Origin of the sequence: Microbacterium sp. CFBP 8801 (assembly GCF_014839455.1) — a bacterium.
Classification (GTDB): domain Bacteria; phylum Actinomycetota; class Actinomycetes; order Actinomycetales; family Microbacteriaceae; genus Microbacterium.
The window spans coordinates 1-20,109 of record NZ_JACYNU010000002.1 but is presented as its reverse complement, the minus strand read 5'-3'; the positions used below and the strand labels follow the sequence as shown (position 1 = coordinate 20,109).

Genomic DNA, 20,109 nt, shown 5'->3' with positions numbered 1-20,109 from the left:
GCACGACACCGCGCGGCACGGCACGGCACCGCACGACACGGCGCCGCACGGCACGGCGGCACGGCACGGCGCGGCCGAAGGGGCCGATGTGTCAGCCGTCGATCACCGCGACCAGCTCGTCGAGGAACGCGGGGAAGCTCGTCGCCTTGCGTACGATCCGCTGCACACTGTCGCGCTCGCTGAAGACCTCGACGAACTGCTCGAACACCGTCTGGAACGCCTCGCGGTCGGTCTCGCTGAACGCCACCAAGGCCACGACCTGCACGCGGCCCTCTCCCCAGGTGATCGAGGGGTCGGCGATGCCGATCGCGATGCGCGTCTGCGTCGCGGTCATGCCCATCGCGTGCGGCACGGCGAGGGCGTCGGTGAACGCGGTCGACGAGATCGCCTCGCGCTCCACGGCGCGCACGACATAGGCGTCGTCGATCACCCCCTGCTCCACCAGCAGCCCGCCGAGGCGCCGGATGACGCCGGCCTCGCCGTCGGTGGCATCCAGGCCCCGCACGAACGCCCCGGGCGCGAAGTACCGCTCGAGCTCGGCGCGCAGCCGCGCCAGGCGACGCCCGCGGCGGATGCGACCGGCGGCGGCCTGCACGCGCTCGACGTCGGCGTCGGTGAGGAAGGGCTGGATCCGCACGAAGCGGTCACCGGGGCGCGGCGGGTCGATCGTGGTGAGCACCAGGTCGGTGTCGATCGCGTCCCAGGCCGGGTCGATGCGCGTCTCGACACCGACGACCTCGATGGCCTGACCGAGCGAGCGGTCGACGCTGGACCGCAGCAGCTCGTGCAGCTCGTAGTACCCGGGGCACACGATCGTCGCCGTCAGCAGTTGGTCGGCGCGACGGCTGCGCTCGAGGCGCCCACCCACGTGCATCGCGATGTAGGCGATCTCGTCGTCGAGGATCGGAATGCCGAGGCCGTCCTGCAGTCCCTTGGCGATGTAGACGGCGACCTCGAAGATCATCGGGTACGTCGACTTCAGCGAACGGGTCAGGGGGTTGCGCGACCAGGCCTGCTCGCGCGAGCGGTGCAGCAGGTTCTGCACGTGCAGCGCGAGGCGCAGGATGAAGTCGTCGTGCGCGATGTCGACGAGGAACTCGGATGCCGCGTTCTCGACGACCCGCCGCACGGCCACCTCCACCGCGGGGTCGAGGCGCGAGCGCACGTCGTCGACGGCCGGCGAGCCGGGGGCGACGATGCGCGTGAGCACGAGGGTCGCGAGATGGCGCAGGTCGCCGGAGCCCAGTTGCACGCCGATGTGCTTGAGCGTCAACCGGTCGAGCAGCGCCGCCACGGCGGCGGCGGCGTCCGACGAATCGCCGCCGGGAGATCCCAGCGCGCGGTCGCGGGTGGTGCGGTCGGCGGCGATGGCGATGTGCATGACGACGTCGCCGATGCCGATCTCGTTGACGTAGTACCCGAGGGATCCGAGTTCCGACACCAGCTCGGCCTTGAAGGGTCCGAAGGCGCGTGCGCCCACCGAACGCTCCCCGAGCGTGCGCCGCAGGGCGTCGAGGTCGAAGTGCCCGGCATCCATCTCGTCGTGCGCGAGCTTCGAGAGCAGTCGGCGCTGGGCGACTTCGGTCCCGCGGAGGCGGGCGGTGGATGCCGAGCGCTCCAGGGTCAGTTCGGTGCCGCCGAGCAGGCCGCGCACGCGCGACAGATCGGCTTCGAGGGTCGCGGCGCTCACGTGCAGCGCGTCGGCCGTCGAGTAGACGTCGATGCCGTCGGCGGAGTCGAGCAGGCGCCGCACGAGGGTGTGGAGGCGGTCGCGGGGGGTTCCGGCATCCGATCCCGAGATGGCCCGCAGCGCGGCGGCCGCATCGGCTCCCGCGCGGTACCCGAGCGGGCCCGATTCGATGGCGGCGCCTCCCGCCACGCGCGCGTTGACGGCCGTCACGTACGACCGGACGCTGCGCGGGGTGACGCCCAACGCATCGGCCAAGGACGCGGCGGTCGACCATTCCCCGTCCCGCAGCAACAGGGCCAGCAGGCGGTCTTGGCGAGCTTTCGTCGTCACGATCCGTCCTCCGCGCCGCACCGAGTGTGGCAGCGCTCCCTCCATCCAACCACGCACTCCCTGCCCCGGCGCGGGTGGGCGGCATCCATGTTCCGGGGGGTGGGAAACGAACCTGGTTGTCTGCTGGGAGCGCGGTGCGGACAATCGAGAGGAAGAAAGGCCGGTCGATGAGGATCCTCGTGGTGTGCGGAGCGGGTGCGTCGAGCACGTTCGTCGCGCAACGCGTTCGTCATGCTGCGCAAGACAAGGGCCTCGCCTACTCCGCCTCGGCGGGAACCGTCCACTCGTTGCCGATCGACCTCGATCAGGCCGACATCGTGCTCGTCGGACCCCACCTGGCCGCAGACCTGGAGCGCATCCGGCAGGACGCCGCCGCACGGGACGTCCTGGTCGCCCTGCTCCCCGACGACGTCTTCACCGACCGCAGCGGCATCCGCACGCTCGCGCTTGTCGAAGAGGCCCTGCGCGCCCGCCCGGGCGCGGACACGATCTGAGACCGACGGAAAGGATCCCCATGCCCCACCTCACCCGCACCGTCCGCATCGGATCGACGCACGGGCTGCACGCGCGCCCCGCGAAGCTCTTCGCCCAGGCCGCGAAGGACTCCGGCATCCCCGTGACGATCGCCAAGGACGCGGGCGCCGCGGTCAACGCCGCCAGCATCCTCGGCATCATCGCGCTGGGTCTCGAGTACGGCGACTACGTCACGCTCACCGCCGACGGCGACAGCGCCGAGGCCGTCATCGACCGCCTCAGCGAACTGCTGACCACCGACCACGACACCGAGTAAAGGAAACAGCACCATGACGGAACTCCGTGGAGTCGGAATCGGACTGGGCGTCGCCCAGGGACCCGTGGCGCGCATGGCCGAGCCCCTGCCCGCCCCGAAGGACGAGAAGAGCGCGCAGTCGGTCGAGGCCGAGACCACCCGCGTGCGCGAGGCCATCGCGGCTGTCGCCCGCGAGCTCGAAGCCCGAGGAGCACAGGCCGGCGGCGCCGCCCGCGACGTGCTCGAAGCCCAGGCGATGATCGCCGAAGACCCCACCCTCGAGGCCGAGGTCGACAGCCGTCTCGCGACCGGCAAGACCGGCGAGTTCGCCGTGCACGACGCTTTCGCCTCGTTCCGTGAGCAGCTCGTCGCCCTCGGCGGCTACCTCGGCGAGCGCGCCGCCGACCTCGACGACGTCGCCCAGCGGGTCATCGCCCGCCTCCGCGGCGTCGCCGCCCCCGGCATCCCCGACCCCGGCCACCCGTTCGTGCTCGTCGCCAAGGACCTCGCCCCCGCCGACACCGCGCTGCTCGACCTCGACAAGGTGCTGGCCCTGGTCACCACCGAGGGCGGGCCCACCTCGCACACGGCGATCCTCGCCCGTGAGAAGTCGATCGTCGCCGTCGTCGGCGCGGCCGGCGCCAAAGACCTCGTCGACGGCCAGTCCGTGATCGTCGACGCCGCCGCCGCTGTCGTGACCCTCGACCCGACCGACGACGAGAAGGCGCGCGCGCTCACCCGCGCAGCCTCCCGTGCCGCCGCGGCATCCGCCCCCATCACCGACGGCGCGCTCGCCGACGGCACCAAGGTGCCCCTGCTGGCCAACCTCGGAAAGCCCGGCGGAGCCGCCGAAGCCGTCGAGCTGGGCGCCGAGGGCGTGGGCCTGTTCCGCACCGAGTTCCTCTTCCTGAGCTCCAGCTCCGCCCCCACCGTCGAGGAGCAGCGCGCCGCGTACACCGAGCTGCTCGGGGCGTTCCCCGGCAAGAAGGTCGTCGTGCGCGTGCTCGACGCCGGCGCCGACAAGCCCCTGCCCTTCCTCAACGACGCCCACGAAGAGAACCCGGCGCTGGGCCTTCGGGGCCTGCGCGCCCTGCGCGCGAGCGAGGACATCCTGCGCGAGCAGCTCACGGCCCTGGCCGAAGCGGATGCCGCGACCCGCAAGACCGAGGCGGGCCCCGCCGACCTGTGGGTCATGGCCCCCATGGTGTCGACGGTCGAAGAGACCCGGTACTTCACCGCGCTCGCCAAGGACTACGGCCTGAAGACCACCGGCGTCATGGTCGAGGTCCCCTCCTCGGCGCTGCTGGCCGACCGCATCCTGCAGATCGCCGACTTCGCCTCGATCGGCACCAACGACCTGACGCAGTACACCCTCGCCGCCGACCGGCTGCTCGGCTCGGTCGCGTCGTTCCAGGACCCGTGGCATCCGGCCGTCTTGCGCCTCATCCGCGAGGTCGGCGCCGCCGGACGCACCTACGACAAGCCCGTGGGCATCTGCGGCGAGGCCGCGGCCGACCCGCTGCTCGCCGTCGTGCTCGTCGGTCTCGGCGCCACCACGCTGTCGATGGCCCCCACCGCCCTCGCCGACGTGCGCGCCACCCTGCTCACCCACACTCTCGACGATGCGCTCCGCATCGCCGAGGCCGCCCTCGCCGCCGATGACGCGGCCTCCGCCCGAGAGGCGGCCCAAGCCGTCTCGGCAGCCAGGGAAGCGGCTCCCGCCTTGTCCTGACCACGTGAAGCGACCCCGGTCGCTTCCTCGAACACCGGCGGCACCAGCCGCTTCCCCACTGCGTGGCCCCCGCTGCGCACCACACCAAGGAGACACAGCAATGACGACGACGTCACCCACCAAGAAGCCGGGAGGGGCACGGGTCGCGGTACAGCGATTCGGCACGTTCCTCTCCGGCATGATCATGCCCCTCATCCCCGCACTTATCGCCTGGGGAATCTTCACAGCGTTCTTCATCGAGAAAGGCTGGATCCCGAACGCCCAGTTGGCGACCATCGTCGGCCCGTTCATTCACTACCTGCTCCCCATCCTGATCGCCTACCTCGGCGGCCACCTGGTGTACGCCGTACGCGGCGGCGTGGTCGGCGCGATCGCCACCTTCGGCGTCATGGCTGGATCCGACTACCTCATCGCCCAGGTAAACGCCACGCTGCCCGCGGACAACCAGTTGGGCGAGATCAACATGTTCATCGGTGCGATGATCATGGCTCCGCTCGCCGCCTGGACGATGAAGCAGCTCGACCGACTGTGGGACGGCAAGGTCAAGGCCGGCTTCGAGATGCTCGTCAACATGTTCTCGGCCGGCATCTGGGGCTTCGTGATGGCCATCGTCGGCTTCTACCCGCTGGCCTTCCTGATCAACGGGCTCATGGAACTGCTGAGCACCGCGGTGAATTGGCTCGTCGAGACCGGCCTCCTGCCGCTGACGAGCATCCTCATCGAACCGGCGAAGGTCTTCTTCCTCAACAACGCCATCAACCACGGGGTGCTGACGCCACTCGGCATCCAACAGGCGTCGGATAGCGCCACAGGGGGCTCCATCCTGTTCCTGCTCGAAGCGAACCCCGGCCCCGGCCTCGGCCTGCTCCTTGCCTTCACCTTCTTCGGAATCGGTGCCGCCAAGGCGTCCGCCCCCGGCGCAGCCATCATTCAGTTCTTCGGCGGCATCCACGAGGTGTACTTTCCCTACGCGCTGATGAAGCCGACCCTCATCCTCGCCCTGATCGCGGGAGGGATGAGCGGCGTGACGACCAATATGCTCCTCGGCGGCGTGCTGCGCGGACCTGCTGCACCCGGAAGCATCCTGGCCGTGGAGGCGCAGGTCGCGAACAACAGCTACTTCGCCGTGACCTTGTCCGTCGTGATCGCCGCGGCTGTCACGTTCATCGTCGCCGCCATCATCCTGCGGGCTTCGCGAAAGCGAGATCTTGCCGCCAGCGGTGACGAATTCGCTGCCGCCGTGTCCCGAACCTCCGCAAACAAGGGGAAGAACTCCGCCGCCCTCGACGGGCTTCGCGCCAACAGCAACGCGGGTGTCACCGGCGGGACCGTGGGGGCCGCTGACCGCGATGTCGAGGGCAGCCTCAGCGGACTGGCGGGCGGCGCTGTGGCCACGAAGCCGCTACACAACATCGTGTTCGCCTGCGACGCCGGTATGGGCTCGTCGGCGATGGGCGCGAGCGTCCTGCGCAACAAGATCAAGAAGGCGGGCATCGACGGCATCACGGTCACCAACCAGGCGATCGCGAACCTCGACGGCTCGGCCGATCTGGTCATCACGCAGAACCAGCTCACCGACCGCGCGAAGGCGCAGTCGCCCGACTCGCTCCACGTCTCGGTCGACAACTTCATGAACTCGCCGAAGTACGACGAGGTCGTAGAGATGGTCCGTACGCAAAGGGAGTAACGGCTCGGAGCCGCCTCCGTACCTCACGGGGAGAGGAGGCGGCTTCTAAACCCACGAGCGGGTGAATCCTGCACGCTCAACCCGTGAATTGAGTTGGCTCCCTCACCGTCATGGGCAAACCTGAACGTACATATCACGTGACAATGAGGGGGTTCTCATGGCAAGAAAGCTGAAGATGACGGGCGTTGCGCTGCTCGCTGCGGCAGCGGCGACGCTGCTGGTGGCTCAGCCTGCACTGGCTGACACTGGCAGAGCTAGCGTGACGAACAGCGGCTCACGGACGATCACGGTTTGCAAAAGTGCGTCGTCGAGCACCACCTGTGGCGGCACGACAGGCGCGCTGAGCCAGGGGCAGAACAGTGCTTCGAAGTACGGTTGGGCCGACACCGATCTCGTGTGGGCGAACGGCGGCTGCCAACTCCAGACCTGGGGATGGACCGCCTACACGGGTAACGCATGGCAGCCCTTCGCTAGCGGGGGATCCTCGGGGCGCTGGATCAAGCTCCCGGGAAACCTAGCGGGAACTCGGACCTACTCCTTCCGTCTAGCCTGCTAGTTCGCACTAACCAAACAGGTGGCCCATAAAGGACCACCCGTATCACGGAGGGGCCGGAGCACATGCGCCGGCCCCTCCGCCTTCCCGTCCGGCCCGATCTTTGCGAGGCTGGACAGCACGACGAGAAAGGCGAGAACCATGTCACACGACGTCCTCCGCATCGAATCCGTCCGCATCCACCCCGGGAGCGCCACCCGCGAGGAGGCGATGAAAGAGGCGGCCGACCTGCTGCAGGCCACGGGCTCGGTCACGGGCGAGTACTTCGCCGCCATGCAGCAGCGCGAAGAGACCGTCTCGACCTACATGGGCAACGAGCTCGCCATCCCCCACGGCACCAACGAGACCAAGCAGGCCATCCTCGAGTCCGGCCTGTCGGTCGTGCGCTACGACGGCGGCGTCGACTGGGGCGGAGAGCCCGTCAGCTTCGTCATCGGCATCGCCGGCAAGGGCGACGAGCACCTCGAGATCCTGTCGCAGATCGCCATCCTCTTCTCCGAGGACGACGACGTCGCGCGTCTGAAGGCGGCCTCCTCGCCCGAGGAGCTCTTCCAGGCCCTGTCCGGGTCCGTCAACGCATGAAGGCCGTCCACTTCGGCGCGGGCAACATCGGTCGCGGCTTCGTCGGACTGCTGCTGCACGAGGGCGGCTACGAGCTCGTCTTCTCCGACGTCTCGGCGGCTCTGGTCGCGGCCATCAACGACGCCTCGTCGTACACCGTCCACGAGGTGGGAGACGGCGGCGTCGACAAGACGGTCACCGGTTTCCGTGCCATCGACAGCTCGGTGGATGCCGAGTCCCTCGTCGACGAGATCGCCACGGCCGACGTGGTCACCACCGCCGTCGGTCCCACCATCCTGAAGTTCGTGGCTCCGCACATCGTCGCGGGGCTCGCGCTGCGCGACCCCTCGCTCGCCCCGCTGCAGATCATGGCGTGCGAGAACGCGATCGGCGCGACCGACCAGCTGCGCGAGCACATCGTCGAGCTGGCCGGCGAGTCGTGGGACGCCCTGGCCGCCCGCGCGGTGTTCGCCAACACGGCGGTCGACCGCATCGTTCCCGCCCAGGCGCAGGGCGGTGTCGACGTCACCGTCGAGCCGTTCTACGAGTGGGCGATCGAGCGCAGGCCCTTCGGCGACACCCCTCCGCACATCCCCGGTGCGCACTTCGTCGACGACCTCGAGCCCTACATCGAGCGCAAGCTCTTCACGGTGAACACGGGCCACGCCACGACGGCGTACTTCGGCGCGCGCGCCGGCATCGACCGCATCTCCGACGCGCTGGCGGACCCCGCGATCTCGGCCCGGGTCGAGGCCGCGCTGGAAGAGACCAGCGCCCTGCTGGTCCAGAAGCACGAGCTCGACCCCGACGTGCAGGGCGAGTACCGCGCGACGATCCTGCGCCGCTTCCGCAACACGGCGCTTCCCGACACCGTCTGGCGGGTGGGTCGCCAGCCGCTGCGCAAGCTCTCGCGGCACGAGCGCTTCGTCGGGCCCGCCGCCGAGGCGATCGAGCGGGGTCTCCCGGTCGACGCGCTGGTCGCGGCCATGGCCGCCGCCCTCGACTTCTCGGATACCGAGGACACCCAGGCCGTCGACCTGCAGCGTCTGCTGCGCGAGCTCGACGCCGAGGCCTTCACGGCAGAGGTGACGGGGCTCACTCCCGAGCACCCGCTGCACGCTCGGATCGTCGAGATCGTCGCCGCACGGCAGGCAGCCCTGGCTGCGTGACAACCCCGGTCTCCTCACGACACGCAGCGTTACGCTCGTGAGGTGACCGACACCACCCCGTCCGACGCCGGCGGAGCGCCCCGAGCGCCCCGCCGGCGTCGTCGTGTTCTGCGCTGGATCCTCGGCGGCATCGGTGCTCTCGTGGTGCTGCTGATCGCCGGGATCCTGATCTACACCCAGGTCGGCGTCATGGGCGCCGAGCCCGGCCCCCTCGCCGAGGCCGAGGCGGACCCCGCGCTGACGATCACCGACGACGGCGCGGGGATCGTGCTCTCGCCCACCGCCGGCGGCACGGGCCAGGGGCTGGTCTTCATCCCGGGCGCCAAGGTCGAGGCCGAGGGATACATCGCCACGTTCGCCGACACCGTCGTCGACGACGGCATCACCGTCGTCATCACCCGGCCGTGGCTGAACCTCGCGTTCTTCGACCCGCGGCCGCTGTCGACCTTCACCGACCTCGCCCCGGGGGTGTCGACCTGGGCGGTCGGCGGCCATTCCCTCGGCGGTGTCCGCGCCTGTCAGCTGGCACCCGACGCCGACGCACTCGTGCTCTTCGCCTCGTACTGCGCGAACGATCTCACGGCATCCGGACTCCCCGTCCTCAGCCTCTCGGGATCGGAAGACGGTCTGAGCACCCCGCAGAAGATCGCGGATGCCGAGAAGGAGCTCCCCGCGAACGCCACGTTCGTCGAGATCCCCGGCGCATCGCACGCCTCGTTCGGCGCGTACGGCCCCCAGCCGGGCGATGGCACGCCCACGGCTGATCCCGCCGACGTCGACCGGGTGATCGCCGAGCAGCTGGCCGGCTTCCTTCCTCGGCCCTGAGCTGACCTCGCGCTGCCCGGCGCAGGACGGGCGCGGCCCGCGGGGCGACGACGGCCGACCTCGGCGGGGCGGCGGTCCGGTGCCCCGGCCCGCGATCACCCCGTCGTGAGCTGAGCCCGTGCGCAAGACGTCTCGCGCACGGGCTCAGCCGGGTGACGCGTCCCCTCACCGACCCCCGTAGTCGCCTCGGTAGTAACCCCGTAGTCGGTCTGTTCCCGACCGCTCAGCGGATTCGTAGCATCGGTCGTACGGGTCCTCGCGAGGCAGATGAGGCGGACGAGACCCCGATCGTCCCGTCCCCCCCGGATCGCCGCGACCCCCCGGTCGGTGATTCGCGACCCCGCGGCGCTGAGCGTCGCGCAAGAGGCCCATGCATCACTCGCGTCCCCCCGGCGCGCGCCGCCCGCGCGCGCTCGTCGCTTCCGCGGCGGCGACGCTGGCGGTCATGGCGGTGCTGGTGGGGTCGGGTGTCGCTCCGGCGAGCGCGCTCCCCCTTCCGCCGTCCCCCACGGGCAACCCGAGTGAGTCGACCGTCGCCCCATCACCGATGCCGAGCCCGAGCGACGCCCCCCGCACGCCGTCGCCCGCGGCGAGCCCGAGCGCGTCGGCGACGATCGCAGCCCCCACGCCCGGCGCCGACCGCCCCCTTCCCTCACCGGACCCCTACGACGACGACGACACCGTCGACGTCCCGTCGACGCCCTCCCCGGACGGCGGCGAAACTCCCGACCCGCCCGCCGAATCCTCACCCGGCGACGAGGCCGACCCGCCCGGCGACGCCGACTCGACCCCCGGCCCCGAGGGGAGCGACGGCGCCGACACCGGCATGCCCCTGGAGCGCGCTCCGCCGAGCGCACGCATCGACGCCCTCGCGGCGGGGGTCCCCGAGGCACCCGCCACGGTGTGGACCGAGAGCTTCGAACAGGGCCTGACTCCGACCACGCTCACCTCCATCACCGGCTACGCCACCGGTCGCTTCACCGCCTCGACCGGCTGGGCGAGTGGCTCCACCTGCACCGGCGTGGTGCTGGCGTACGCCGCCCCCTACCCGAACGCGCAGGTCTGCCCCAACCAGGGCATCGTCTCGAACTCGTCGCTCTCCGCCCGCGAAGTCCGTCGCCTGGCCGACGTCCTCGGCCAGCTCGGCGCGGGCGTCGCCGGATCGACCGCCGCCGGAACCCCGGCCAGCGGCTCCACCGACGCGACCCGCGGCAACCACGCCGTGGTGGCCCTCCCCTACACCACCGTCGCCGGGGGCACGACGCTCGCCCAGAGCACCGCCGGCATCGGCGTGAGCGCGACCGCATCCCGCTACTACACCGTGCGGTTCGACGCCGCCGCCGCCGTGTGCTCGGCGAACACGCCCGCGCTGTCGGCGGGACTCTTCTCGGGAACGACGACGCTGCTCAATGCTTTCCCCACCGCCGTGAACCCGTGCGCGGCGACCGGCCCCGTGTTCTACACCTCGACGCCCGTGCTCGCCCCGGGCGGCTCGATCGGCGGCATCCTCGATCCCACCATCAGCACCTCCGCCCGCGCCACGACCTACACGGGCACGGCGGCGGCGCTGCTCACGCCCGCGCAGATCTCCGCCGCCCAGGTGCGCCTGACGAACACGACGACCGGCGCCGGCAGCGCCTTCGGCATCGACAACCTGCGCGTGCTCGACGCCACCCCCCGTCTCGACCTGTCGTTCTCGCCCGCCAGCGTCGCCGTCGGCTCGACCTCGACGCTCACCTACACCGTCACCAACACCTCCGAGGGCGCGGCGAAGAACGACTGGTCGTTCACCAACACCCTTCCCGCCGGACTCACCGTCGCCCCGACACCGGCGATCGGCGGCACGTGCACGCAGGTCACCGGTACGGCCTTCGTCGTCACCGCCCTCGCCGGGGGCTCGAGCATCGCCGCCGTCGGCGGCGACCTCCCCGCGGGAAGCGCGAACACCTCGTGCACGATCACGGTGAACGTCGTGGCATCCGTCGAGGGCACGTACACGAACGGCCCCGGCAACGTCGTCACCCCGCTCATCGCCACCGAGGCGACGACGCTCGCCGTCACCCCCGCCACTCGCCTCACCCTGCGCAAGAACCTGCCCGCGCGCGGCGCCTCGACCGATCAGTTCACCCTCTCGATCCGCACCTCCGCGGCCACACTGGCCACGACGACGACGACCGGCAACAGCTCCGGCGTGCAGTCGGCGCAGATCTCGCGCCTGATCGTGAACCCCGGCGGCACCTACACGATCAGTGAATCGCCCACCTCGGGAACGGGACTCGGCTACGCCGCCTCGTACGACTGCACCCGCGACGGCACGGTCGTGGCCACCGGCACGTCCCGCTCGGGGACCTTCAGGATGCCGGATGACGCGGGCGCCGAGATCGTCTGCACCTTCACGAACACCCTGCAGCAGACGCGCCTGGCCTGCGACAGCGGGTTGTTCTACGGCCTGACCGTCACGGGCGCACTCGTGCAGGGCGACATCGTCGGCGGAGGCCAGACGACCGTCGGCACCTGGCCGAACGTCGCGGCCGCGAACTCGCTCGGCATCTCCGCGGGCGGAACCACCGCGTACGCCCTGAACCGCTCCACCGACGGCGCGAACGTGCTGTCGATCCTCAAGTGGACGCCGAGCGGAGGCTTCGAAACCCTCGCGGGCACCGCGTATACGACCGCCGGGCCCGGGGGCACCGCCGTCGCCGGCAGCATCGTCACCGGCGCCGTCGACCTCTCCACCGGCCGGTACCTCTTCGGCAAGTTCACCAACGGCGCGTTCCACCTCTGGAGCTTCACCGAGTCGGCGCCGACCGCGTCGAGGTTCGCCTACCTCGGCTCCTTCTCGGCGGGCTCCGCCCCCAACGGCAACGGAGACATGGCCTTCGACTCCCGCGGCAACCTCTACGTGCTGGGCGCGGCGACCGTCAACAACGCCAGCAGCGCGGCCATCTTCACCGTCACGACCGAGACCCTGGCCGCGGCCAGCGGCGGCACGCTCGCCGTGAACACCTCCAACACCCGCGCGCTCGTCGGCATCGACCCCACCCCGGCACCGGCCTTCGGCAGCGTCACGGGACTCGCCTTCTCGCCGCGCGGCACCGTCTACCTCGCCAGCAGCACCAGCGCCTACGAGTTCGACCCCACGTCGTGGACGCGCATCGCCGGGTCGCCGCGCCTCGACATCGCCGCCAGCGACCTGGCCAGCTGCACCGGTCCCGGGAGCGTCACCGTGCAGAAGAACGTCGTCGGACGCGCCGCGGCCGCCGATCAGTTCCAGCTCTCGCTGTCCGACGCCAGCGGCGCGGTGGGCACGGCCGTCACCACGGGCGCCGCCGCCGGGCGTCAATCGGCCCAGGTCGGCCCGTTCCCCGTGCAGGTGGGCACGACCCTGACGGTCTCCGAGACCATGGCGGCGGGCTCGACCTCGACGATCGGGGCGTATACCATCCGCGTGGAGTGCTGGAGCGACGGCATCCGGATCACGAGCGCGAGCTCCGCGAGCGCCGACGTCACCATGCCCGAGCGCTTCGGCGCGAGCGTCGTGTGCACGTTCTTCAACTCCCCCAGCCCCGTCGCGACGGTGACTCTCACCGCACGCGTGCTCGATCCGGCCACGGGGCAGACCACCCCGGTCGCCGGGTGGAGCCTGGGCACCGCGGCCGCGGCCACCGCAGGAACCGCCACCGCGCTCCCCAGCGAAGCACCGCGCCAGAACTCGGATCCCTCCGGCAACGCCGTGTGGAGTGTCCTCTTCGGCTCGGCGGCGTCCCGCGCCACGCTGACAATCTCCGAGGTGTTGCAGACCCGGTTCACTTTCGTCAGCGGAGCGTGCACCGTCAACGGCACGGCGGTCGCCGTCACGTTCACCACCGCGGGCGGCGTGGTCAGCGGCACCCTGCCCAACGTCGCTCCGTCCGCGATCGTCGCGTGCACGCTCATCACGCAGCCGGTCACCTCTCTCACCCTGGTGAAGTCCGTGTCGTTCGGCGCGGCCGCGGCGACGGACTGGACGCTCACCGCCGCCGCATCGACCGGTTCGCTGCCCGGCCCCACCGGACGCACCGGAACGGCCGCCACGACGAACGTGCCCGTCAGCCCCGGCCGCGCGTACCGCCTCTCGGAAGCCGGAACCACCGCCACCTATCTGCAGGTGGGGGCCTGGCGTTGCATCGAATCGACGGGAACCGTCGTCGCGGTGTCGACGGCCGGCGACGTCACTCTGCGAACGGGAGCCGCGGTCACCTGCACGGTCACCAACGCGACGGCGACCCTGACGGTGCTGAAGGACGTGCTCACCCCCAGCACCGGCTTCGTCCCGGCCACGTGGACGGTGACGGCGACCCCCGCGGTGCTGGCCGGGGCGTCCCTGCCGACGCAGAGTCGCGTGGGTGCGGCGTACGACGCCGTCGGCGGGAACGCCGCGAGCACCTTCGAGGTGCGCCCGGGCCACGGCTACACGCTGTCGGAGGCGCCGACGGTCGCGGGAACCCGCCTGGCGTACCAGACGCTGCGCCTCGAGCGCCTCGACGGAGCGACCTGGACCACGGTGGCGAGCCGGAGCATCACCGCGCCCGCCGCGGGACAGAGCGCCGTGTACCGGTTCGTCAACGCGCCCGTGACCGGCCCCGCCCTGCCGATGACGGGCGGTCTCGGCGCCGACACCTTCCTCCTCTCCGGAGGTCTCCTGCTCGCCCTGACCGTCGGGGGCGCCGTGATCCACCGCAGACGCAAGGGAGGAAGCCTTCCGCTATGACCTCTCCCGTCGCGCGACACCGCCGACTGCACGACTTCTCGATTCCCACCCTTCACCACCTTCCGAAAGGCACGCACATGTCCATCCGAAAGAGAGCAGGCGCCGTTCTGAGCGTCCTCGCGCTCGGAGCCCTCACCGTCGTCGGTGCCGTCGCACCGGCATCGGCCGTGACACTCCCGGGCAACATCGACTCCACCGTCACCCGCACCCTGACGCTGCACAAGCACGCGCTGGGGCCGTCGACGCCGCTGAACCCGACGTCGACGGGTCAGGAGCTGGCGAACCCGCCCGCCGACCCCCTCTCCGGCGCGCAGTTCACCGCCACCCTCGTGTCGGGCGTCGACCTGACCACCTCCGCGGGGTGGTCCCAGGCCGCCACGCTGACGCCGGCGCAGGCCGCTCAGCGCCCCAACACGGTCAGCTTCGTCTCGTCGTTGTCGAACACCGCCGGTCTCGCGACGTTCGCCCCCGACCCCGCGCTGTACCCGGACGGACTGCCCATCGGCGTCTACCTCATCACCGAGACGCAACTGCCGGCCACCGCCACCAACCCGGCCGCCCCCTTCCTGGTGACGCTGCCCACGCCGACCGGCGCGGCCGGATCCCCGGCCAACCAGTGGATCTACGACGTCCACGTCTACCCCAAGAACGCCGTCACGCAGCTGACGAAGACGCGCGTTCCGGCACCCGCCGGGTCTGTCGAGCAGCGCAACCCCGACCTGATCCGCTGGGCCGTCGCCTCGTCGATCCCGACGCTCGCCGCCGGTGACGCCATCGACGTGTTCACGCTCACCGACAACCTGCCGTCCGAGCTGACCTACCTGACGGCGGCCACCGTCCCCGCCGGGGTCACCCCGTCGAACGTCGTGGTCACCAACGCCGCCGGCGTCACGCAGAGCTTCACCGAGACCACCGATTACACCGTCGCCAACACCGCCGGTGCTCTCACGGTGACCTTCACGCCCGCCGGACGCACCCGCCTCGGCGGCCTCCCCGGCGGCACCGTGACGTTCAACGTGCTGACCAGGGCCACCTCCATCCCGGCCAGCGGCGTCATCGTCAACACCGCGACGGCGAACATCAACGGCAGCACCGAGTCGGTCACCGGCAGCACGCCGATCGGCCAACTCACGGTGTCGGCGTACACGACCTCGAACGGCGCGCGCGTCCCGCTCGCCGGCGCGACGTACCAGGTGTTCCTCACGGAGCAGGATGCCATCAACGGCGCCAATCCGATCGTGATCAACGGCGAGACGAACTGGCTGACCCTGGCCAACGGCAACGTGCTCATCCCGATCATCACACCGGGCAACTACTGGGTGCGCGAGATCACGGCGCCCACCGGCTACCAGCTGCCGTCGCCCGACCGTATCCTGACCGCCGTGGTACCCGGCCCGACCTCGACCACCGCCCCCGTGCGCAACTACCTCGAGTTCGCCCACAACCAGGTGCCCGCATTCGCCCTGCCCATCACGGGTGGCGACGGCGGCCTCTGGTTCGGCGTCGGCGGGGCGGCCCTGCTGACGGTCATGGTGGGCTCGGCGTTGGTCGTCGCTCGCCGGCGTGCCCGCGCGGCCCAGGCTCCGGCCTGAGGACGGTCGATCGGTGAGCGGGGGGACGACGCAGCGGCCGGGCGCCGCGGCCTCGTCTCCCTCGCCGGAGGGGAGCCCCGATGCGCGGGACTCCCCTCCACCCGCGCGACGTGACCGCCGACGCCCGCGCTGGCGGCTCTCGATCGTCTCGCTGCTTCTGGCGGTGGGGGCGCTCGCGGGCGTCTGCCTGCTGATGTACCCCACCGTCGCCGGCTGGTTCGCCCAGTACGCCCAATCGCAGATCATCGACGGCTACTCGGATCAGATCCGCGACCTCGGCGCCGATACGCTCGCCGACCGACTCGACGCGGCACGGGAGTACAACACGCGGCTCGTCGACGGCGGCGCCGAGATCGCCGCGAACGAGCGGCTCCCGCTGGCGAACTCCGCCGATCAGCAGACCGACTACGCCGAGCAACTTCGCTCCGATCAATCGGGGCTCATGGCACGGGTGAAGATCCCCTCGATCGACGTCGACCTCCCGGTGTACCACGGCACCAGCGAGCAGGTCCTCTACGAGGGCGTGGGGCACCTCGAGGGCACCGCTCTGCCGGTGGGCGGCGAGACCACCCATTCGGTGCTCACCGCGCATCGCGGGCTCGCCACCGCGGAACTGTTCACGCACTTGGATCGGGTCGCCGTGGACGACACCGTCACGATCGAGGTGTTCGGCGAGGTGCTCGTGTACCGCGTCGTGCAGACCCTCGTGGTCGAACCCGAAGACACCGAGTCGCTGGTCCCCGTGGTGGGGCGCGATCTCGTCACCCTCGTGACGTGCACCCCGCTGGGCGTGAACAGCCACCGCATCCTCGTCACGGGTGAACGTGTCATCCCGACCCCGCAGGGCGCCCTCGACGGCGCAGGAACCCGCCCCGAGATCCCCACGTTCCCGTGGTGGATCGTCGTGCTCGCGGGGTCGGTGCTCGCCGCCGCCGCGTACGTGTGGGGGGCCGGTCGTCCCCCGCGGGCGCCTCGGAACGGGCCCGAGAACGACGACGGGCGCACGCCGGCATCGACGCGCGCCCGAGGTCGGGTCAGGGCTGGAATCCCTCCGAGATGATCTCGATGAGCTCTTCGCGCTCCTCCACCGGCAGGAACGCGCCGGCGGCGGCGTTGAGCTGGAACGCCTCGAGGTCACCCAGGTCGTAGTCGAACGCCTGGGCCAGCAGCCCCAGCTCACGGGTGAGCGTCGTCGCGCTCATGAGGCGGTTGTCGACATTCACCGTCACCGAGAAGTCGAGCTGGTACAGCAGGTCGAACGGGTGGGCGTCCATCGTGTCGCCCCAGGCCGTCACGGCGCCGCTCTGCAGGTTCGAGGTCGGCGACAGTTCGAGCGTGATCTCGCGGTCGCGCACCCAGCGCGCCAGGTCGCCGAAGGTGACCTGCACCTCTTCGCCCTCGCGCGAGACGACGTCGAGGTCGTTGGCGATGCGCACACCGTGGCCGAGGCGCAGGGCGCGTCCGTCGAGGAGTGCGGAACGAATGGATGCCAGACCCGCCCCCTCACCGGCGTGCACCGTGGTGGGGAAGAACTGCTCGGCCAGATAGTCGAACGCCGCGCGGTGACGCGACGGCAGGAAGCCGTCTTCCGGACCGGCGATGTCGAAGCCGACGACGCCACGACCGCGCCACGAGACGGCGAGTTCGGCGATGTCGCGGGAGTTGTCGTTGTGGCGCAGCGCCGTGAGCAGCTGCCCCACGCGGATGTCCTGTCCGCGGGCGTCGGCGGCGTCTTCCCCCGCTTCGATGCCCTCCTGCACCGCATCCACGACGTCGTCGAGGCTGAGACCGCGGGTCAGGTGCTGTTCCGGCGCCCATCGCACTTCGCCGTAGACGACGCCGTCGGCGGCGAGATCCTCGACGAACTCCTTCGCGGTGCGCACGAGACCCTCGCGGGTCTGCATCACCCCGACCGTCGCCGAGAACTTCTCGAGGTAGTCCTCGAGCGATCCGCCGTCGATGTGGTCCGAGAACCAGGCCTCGAGGCCCTTCGCGTCGTCGGCGGGGAGGTCGAGGTCGATCTCATCGGCCAGCTCGAGGACGGTCTGCGGGCGCAGTCCCCCGTCGAGGTGATCGTGCAGCGACACCTTGGGCAGGCTCTGCACCTTCACACCCTCGATGCGGACGTCGTCGGTGGCCATGGTGCTGCTCCTTCGGTCGGATGCCATCACGCGGTGATGCGCTCGCGCACGAGCGGGGATGCCGCCGTCGCCGTGTCGCCGATCTCCCACGCTCCATCGACCGAGGCGAGTGCCCGCTCGAAGCGTGCCCCGTCGTCGGCCGACAGCGTGAACAGGGGCTGACCGGCCGTGATCGGCTGGCCGACGGCGACGTGCAGGTCGATGCCCGCGGCGTGCACGACCGCGTCTTCGGCACGGGCGCGACCGGCGCCCAGGCGCCAGGCGCCGATTCCGAACGGCAACGCCTCGATGCGCGTGACGATGCCCGAGCGGTCGGCGACGACCGTGTGGGTCTCGCGCGGCGTGGGCAGGGCGGCATCCGGATCGCCGTCCTGCGCGCGGATCATGCGCTTCCAGACGTCCATCGCGCGGCCGTCGTTCAACGCCGCCTCGACGTCGGCATCGGGCTGGCCGGCGAGCGTCAGCATCTCGCAGGCGAGCGAGACCGTGAGCTCCACGACGTCGGCGGGGCCGCCGCCGGCGAGCACCTCGACCGATTCGCGCACCTCGTTGGCGTTGCCGATGGCGAGGCCGAGCGGGGTGTTCATGTCGGTGAGGAGCGCGGTGGTGTTGACGCCGGAATCGGTGCCCAGGGCCACCATGGTGCGGGCCAGCTCGCGTGCGCGGTCGAGGTCCTGCATGAAGGCGCCGGAGCCGAACTTCACGTCGAGCACGAGCGAGTCGGTGCCCTCGGCGATCTTCTTCGACATGATGCTCGACGCGATCAGCGGGATCGCCTCGACCGTTCCGGTGACGTCGCGGAGGGCGTAGAGCTTCTTGTCGGCCGGGGCGAGCCCGGTGCCCGCGGCGCAGATGACCGCGCCGACGTCGGCGAGCTGCGCCATGATCTCGTCGTTCGACAGCGCTGCGCGCCAGCCGGGGATCGACTCGAGCTTGTCGAGCGTGCCGCCGGTGTGCCCGAGGCCGCGACCCGAGAGCTGCGGCACGGCGACGCCGAACGCGGCCACGAGGGGCGCCAGCGGAAGCGTGATCTTGTCGCCGACCCCGCCGGTGGAGTGCTTGTCGACCGTCGGCTTGCCGAGCGACGAGAAGTCCATGCGCTCGCCCGAGGCGATCATGGCATCGGTCATCACGCGGATCTCGTCGCGTTCCATCCCCCGCAGCAGCACGGCCATGGCGAACGAGGCCATCTGCGCGTCGGAGACGTAGCCCTTCGTGTAGTGCTCGATGAGCCAGCGAAGGGCCGACTCCGAGATCGTGCCGCCGTCGCGCTTGGTGCGGATGACTTCGACCGCGTCGTGCGGGTGAACGGTGGTCATCGTGCCGCCTCCTCGAGCTCGCGGGGTCCGAAGGCGTCGGGCAGCACTTCGTCGATCGTGCGGATGCCGCTGACGGTCTCGAGCAGCATCCCGGGGATGGCGTGCTCGAACAGCAGCTGGCGGCAGCGACCGCACGGCATGAGCGTGCGGCCCTCGCCGTCGACGCACACGAACGCGACGAGCTGGCCGCCACCGCTCATGTGCAGTTCGGAGACGAGCCCGCACTCGGCGCACAGCGTCACCCCGTACGAGGCGTTCTCGACGTTGCATCCCGAGACGATGCGGCCGTCGGCGACGAGCGCCGCGGCGCCCACCTTGAAGCGGGAGTAGGGCGCGTAGGCGCGGTGCATGGCGTCGGTCGCGGCGGAGCGCAACTCATCCCAGTCGATGTCGGTCATCGTTGAGTGCAGGGTCCTCTCGTGAAGGCGAAGTGGGCGGGTTCAGCCCTTGATATATGGTTTGCCGGCGGCCGCGGGGCCGCGGATCTGACCCGCGAAGCCGGCCACCGCGATTATGGTGACGACGTAGGGCAGCATGAGCATGAACTCGCTCGGAATGGGTGTGCGCAGCACTGTTAGTAGGTTCTGCAGGTTGGTCGCAAAACCGAACAGCAGCGCGGCAAGCGTCGCGCGCAGTGGGTCCCACCGGCCGAAGATCACTGCGGCCAGGGCGATGAAGCCCAGGCCCGCCGTCATCTCTTTGGTGAATTGACCTACAGAGACGAGCGTGAAGTATGCGCCGCCGATACCGGCGATCGCGCCGGCGAGCGAGACGTTCCAGAAGCGACTTGAGTTGACGTTGATGCCCACGGTGTCCGCGGCCTGCGGGTGCTCGCCCACCGCGCGCAGGCGCAGACCCCAGCGCGTACGGTACAGGCCCCACGCCACAACGGCGACGACGGCGTACATCAAGTAGACGATGAACGTCTGGTTGAACAGGACCGGGCCGATGATCGGGATGTCGCCCAGCAACGGGATCTCCCAGCGCGGGA

At 70.7% G+C, this 20,109-nt stretch carries 15 protein-coding genes; 10 read left to right on the top strand and 5 right to left on the bottom strand.

Annotation, left to right across the window (positions count from 1 at the left end; translation table 11 throughout):
- Positions 1 to 91: 91 nt before the first annotated feature.
- The gene (locus tag IFR11_RS03040; RefSeq protein WP_244630554.1) at positions 92 to 2,065 is read right to left on the bottom strand and encodes a BglG family transcription antiterminator; all 1,974 of its coding nucleotides are present in this window, start codon (positions 2,063 to 2,065) and stop codon (positions 92 to 94) included.
- Between the two features lie 122 nt (positions 2,066 to 2,187).
- Between IFR11_RS03040 and IFR11_RS03035 the strand changes: the two genes are divergently transcribed.
- The 10 genes from IFR11_RS03035 (at position 2,188) to IFR11_RS02990 (ending at position 16,718) form a co-directional block, all read left to right on the top strand.
- Positions 2,188 to 2,514 (top strand): PTS sugar transporter subunit IIB, encoded by a 327-nt coding sequence (locus tag IFR11_RS03035; RefSeq protein ID WP_191915179.1) that lies wholly within the window; start codon positions 2,188 to 2,190, stop codon positions 2,512 to 2,514.
- A 20-nt stretch (positions 2,515 to 2,534) separates the two neighbouring features.
- Positions 2,535 to 2,810, top strand: coding sequence for an HPr family phosphocarrier protein (locus IFR11_RS03030; RefSeq protein WP_055834397.1), 276 nt, complete (start codon positions 2,535 to 2,537; stop codon positions 2,808 to 2,810).
- Positions 2,811 to 2,823: 13 nt separating this feature from the next.
- Positions 2,824 to 4,521: a phosphoenolpyruvate--protein phosphotransferase gene (gene ptsP / locus IFR11_RS03025; RefSeq protein ID WP_191915178.1), complete on the top strand. Its 1,698-nt coding sequence runs from the start codon at positions 2,824 to 2,826 to the stop codon at positions 4,519 to 4,521.
- Positions 4,522 to 4,621: 100 nt separating this feature from the next.
- Positions 4,622 to 6,208, top strand: a complete 1,587-nt coding sequence (locus tag IFR11_RS03020) for a PTS mannitol transporter subunit IICB (RefSeq protein WP_191915377.1) — start codon at positions 4,622 to 4,624, stop codon at positions 6,206 to 6,208.
- Positions 6,209 to 6,902: 694 nt separating this feature from the next.
- A complete protein-coding gene (locus IFR11_RS03015; protein ID WP_055834388.1) occupies positions 6,903 to 7,343 on the top strand; it encodes a PTS sugar transporter subunit IIA in 441 nt (146 codons plus the stop codon).
- Positions 7,340 to 8,491, top strand: coding sequence for a mannitol-1-phosphate 5-dehydrogenase (locus tag IFR11_RS03010; RefSeq protein WP_191915177.1), 1,152 nt, complete (start codon positions 7,340 to 7,342; stop codon positions 8,489 to 8,491). The genes IFR11_RS03015 and IFR11_RS03010 overlap by 4 nt, the downstream gene beginning before the upstream one ends.
- Positions 8,492 to 8,533: 42 nt before the next feature.
- Positions 8,534 to 9,316 carry an alpha/beta hydrolase gene (locus IFR11_RS03005; protein ID WP_191915176.1) on the top strand — a complete coding sequence of 261 codons (783 nt, stop codon included), beginning with the start codon at positions 8,534 to 8,536 and terminating at the stop codon, positions 9,314 to 9,316.
- A gap of 370 nt (positions 9,317 to 9,686) precedes the next feature.
- Positions 9,687 to 14,066, top strand: coding sequence for a DUF7933 domain-containing protein (locus tag IFR11_RS03000; protein WP_191915175.1), 4,380 nt, complete (start codon positions 9,687 to 9,689; stop codon positions 14,064 to 14,066).
- Entirely contained in the window at positions 14,063 to 15,658 is a 1,596-nt protein-coding gene (locus IFR11_RS02995) for a SpaH/EbpB family LPXTG-anchored major pilin (RefSeq protein ID WP_244630553.1), read from the top strand. Before IFR11_RS03000 ends, IFR11_RS02995 begins: the two co-directional genes overlap by 4 nt.
- A 13-nt stretch (positions 15,659 to 15,671) precedes the next feature.
- Complete coding sequence (locus tag IFR11_RS02990) at positions 15,672 to 16,718, top strand: class C sortase (RefSeq protein WP_191915174.1); 1,047 nt, start codon at positions 15,672 to 15,674, stop codon at positions 16,716 to 16,718.
- Here the strand turns inward: IFR11_RS02990 and IFR11_RS02985 are convergent.
- The 4 genes from IFR11_RS02985 to IFR11_RS02970 form a co-directional block, all read right to left on the bottom strand.
- A complete protein-coding gene (locus IFR11_RS02985; RefSeq protein ID WP_191915173.1) occupies positions 16,693 to 17,799 on the bottom strand; it encodes an adenosine deaminase in 1,107 nt (368 codons plus the stop codon). The two genes, IFR11_RS02990 and IFR11_RS02985, sit on opposite strands and share 26 nt — an antisense overlap.
- Positions 17,800 to 17,825: 26 nt before the next feature.
- Complete coding sequence (locus IFR11_RS02980) at positions 17,826 to 19,118, bottom strand: thymidine phosphorylase (RefSeq protein WP_191915172.1); 1,293 nt, start codon at positions 19,116 to 19,118, stop codon at positions 17,826 to 17,828.
- Positions 19,115 to 19,516, bottom strand: a complete 402-nt coding sequence (locus tag IFR11_RS02975; protein WP_055834370.1) for a cytidine deaminase — start codon at positions 19,514 to 19,516, stop codon at positions 19,115 to 19,117. The genes IFR11_RS02980 and IFR11_RS02975 overlap by 4 nt, the downstream gene beginning before the upstream one ends.
- A 42-nt stretch (positions 19,517 to 19,558) precedes the next feature.
- A partial coding sequence (locus tag IFR11_RS02970) for an ABC transporter permease (protein ID WP_191915171.1) occupies positions 19,559 to 20,109 on the bottom strand: 551 nt, incomplete at its 5' end.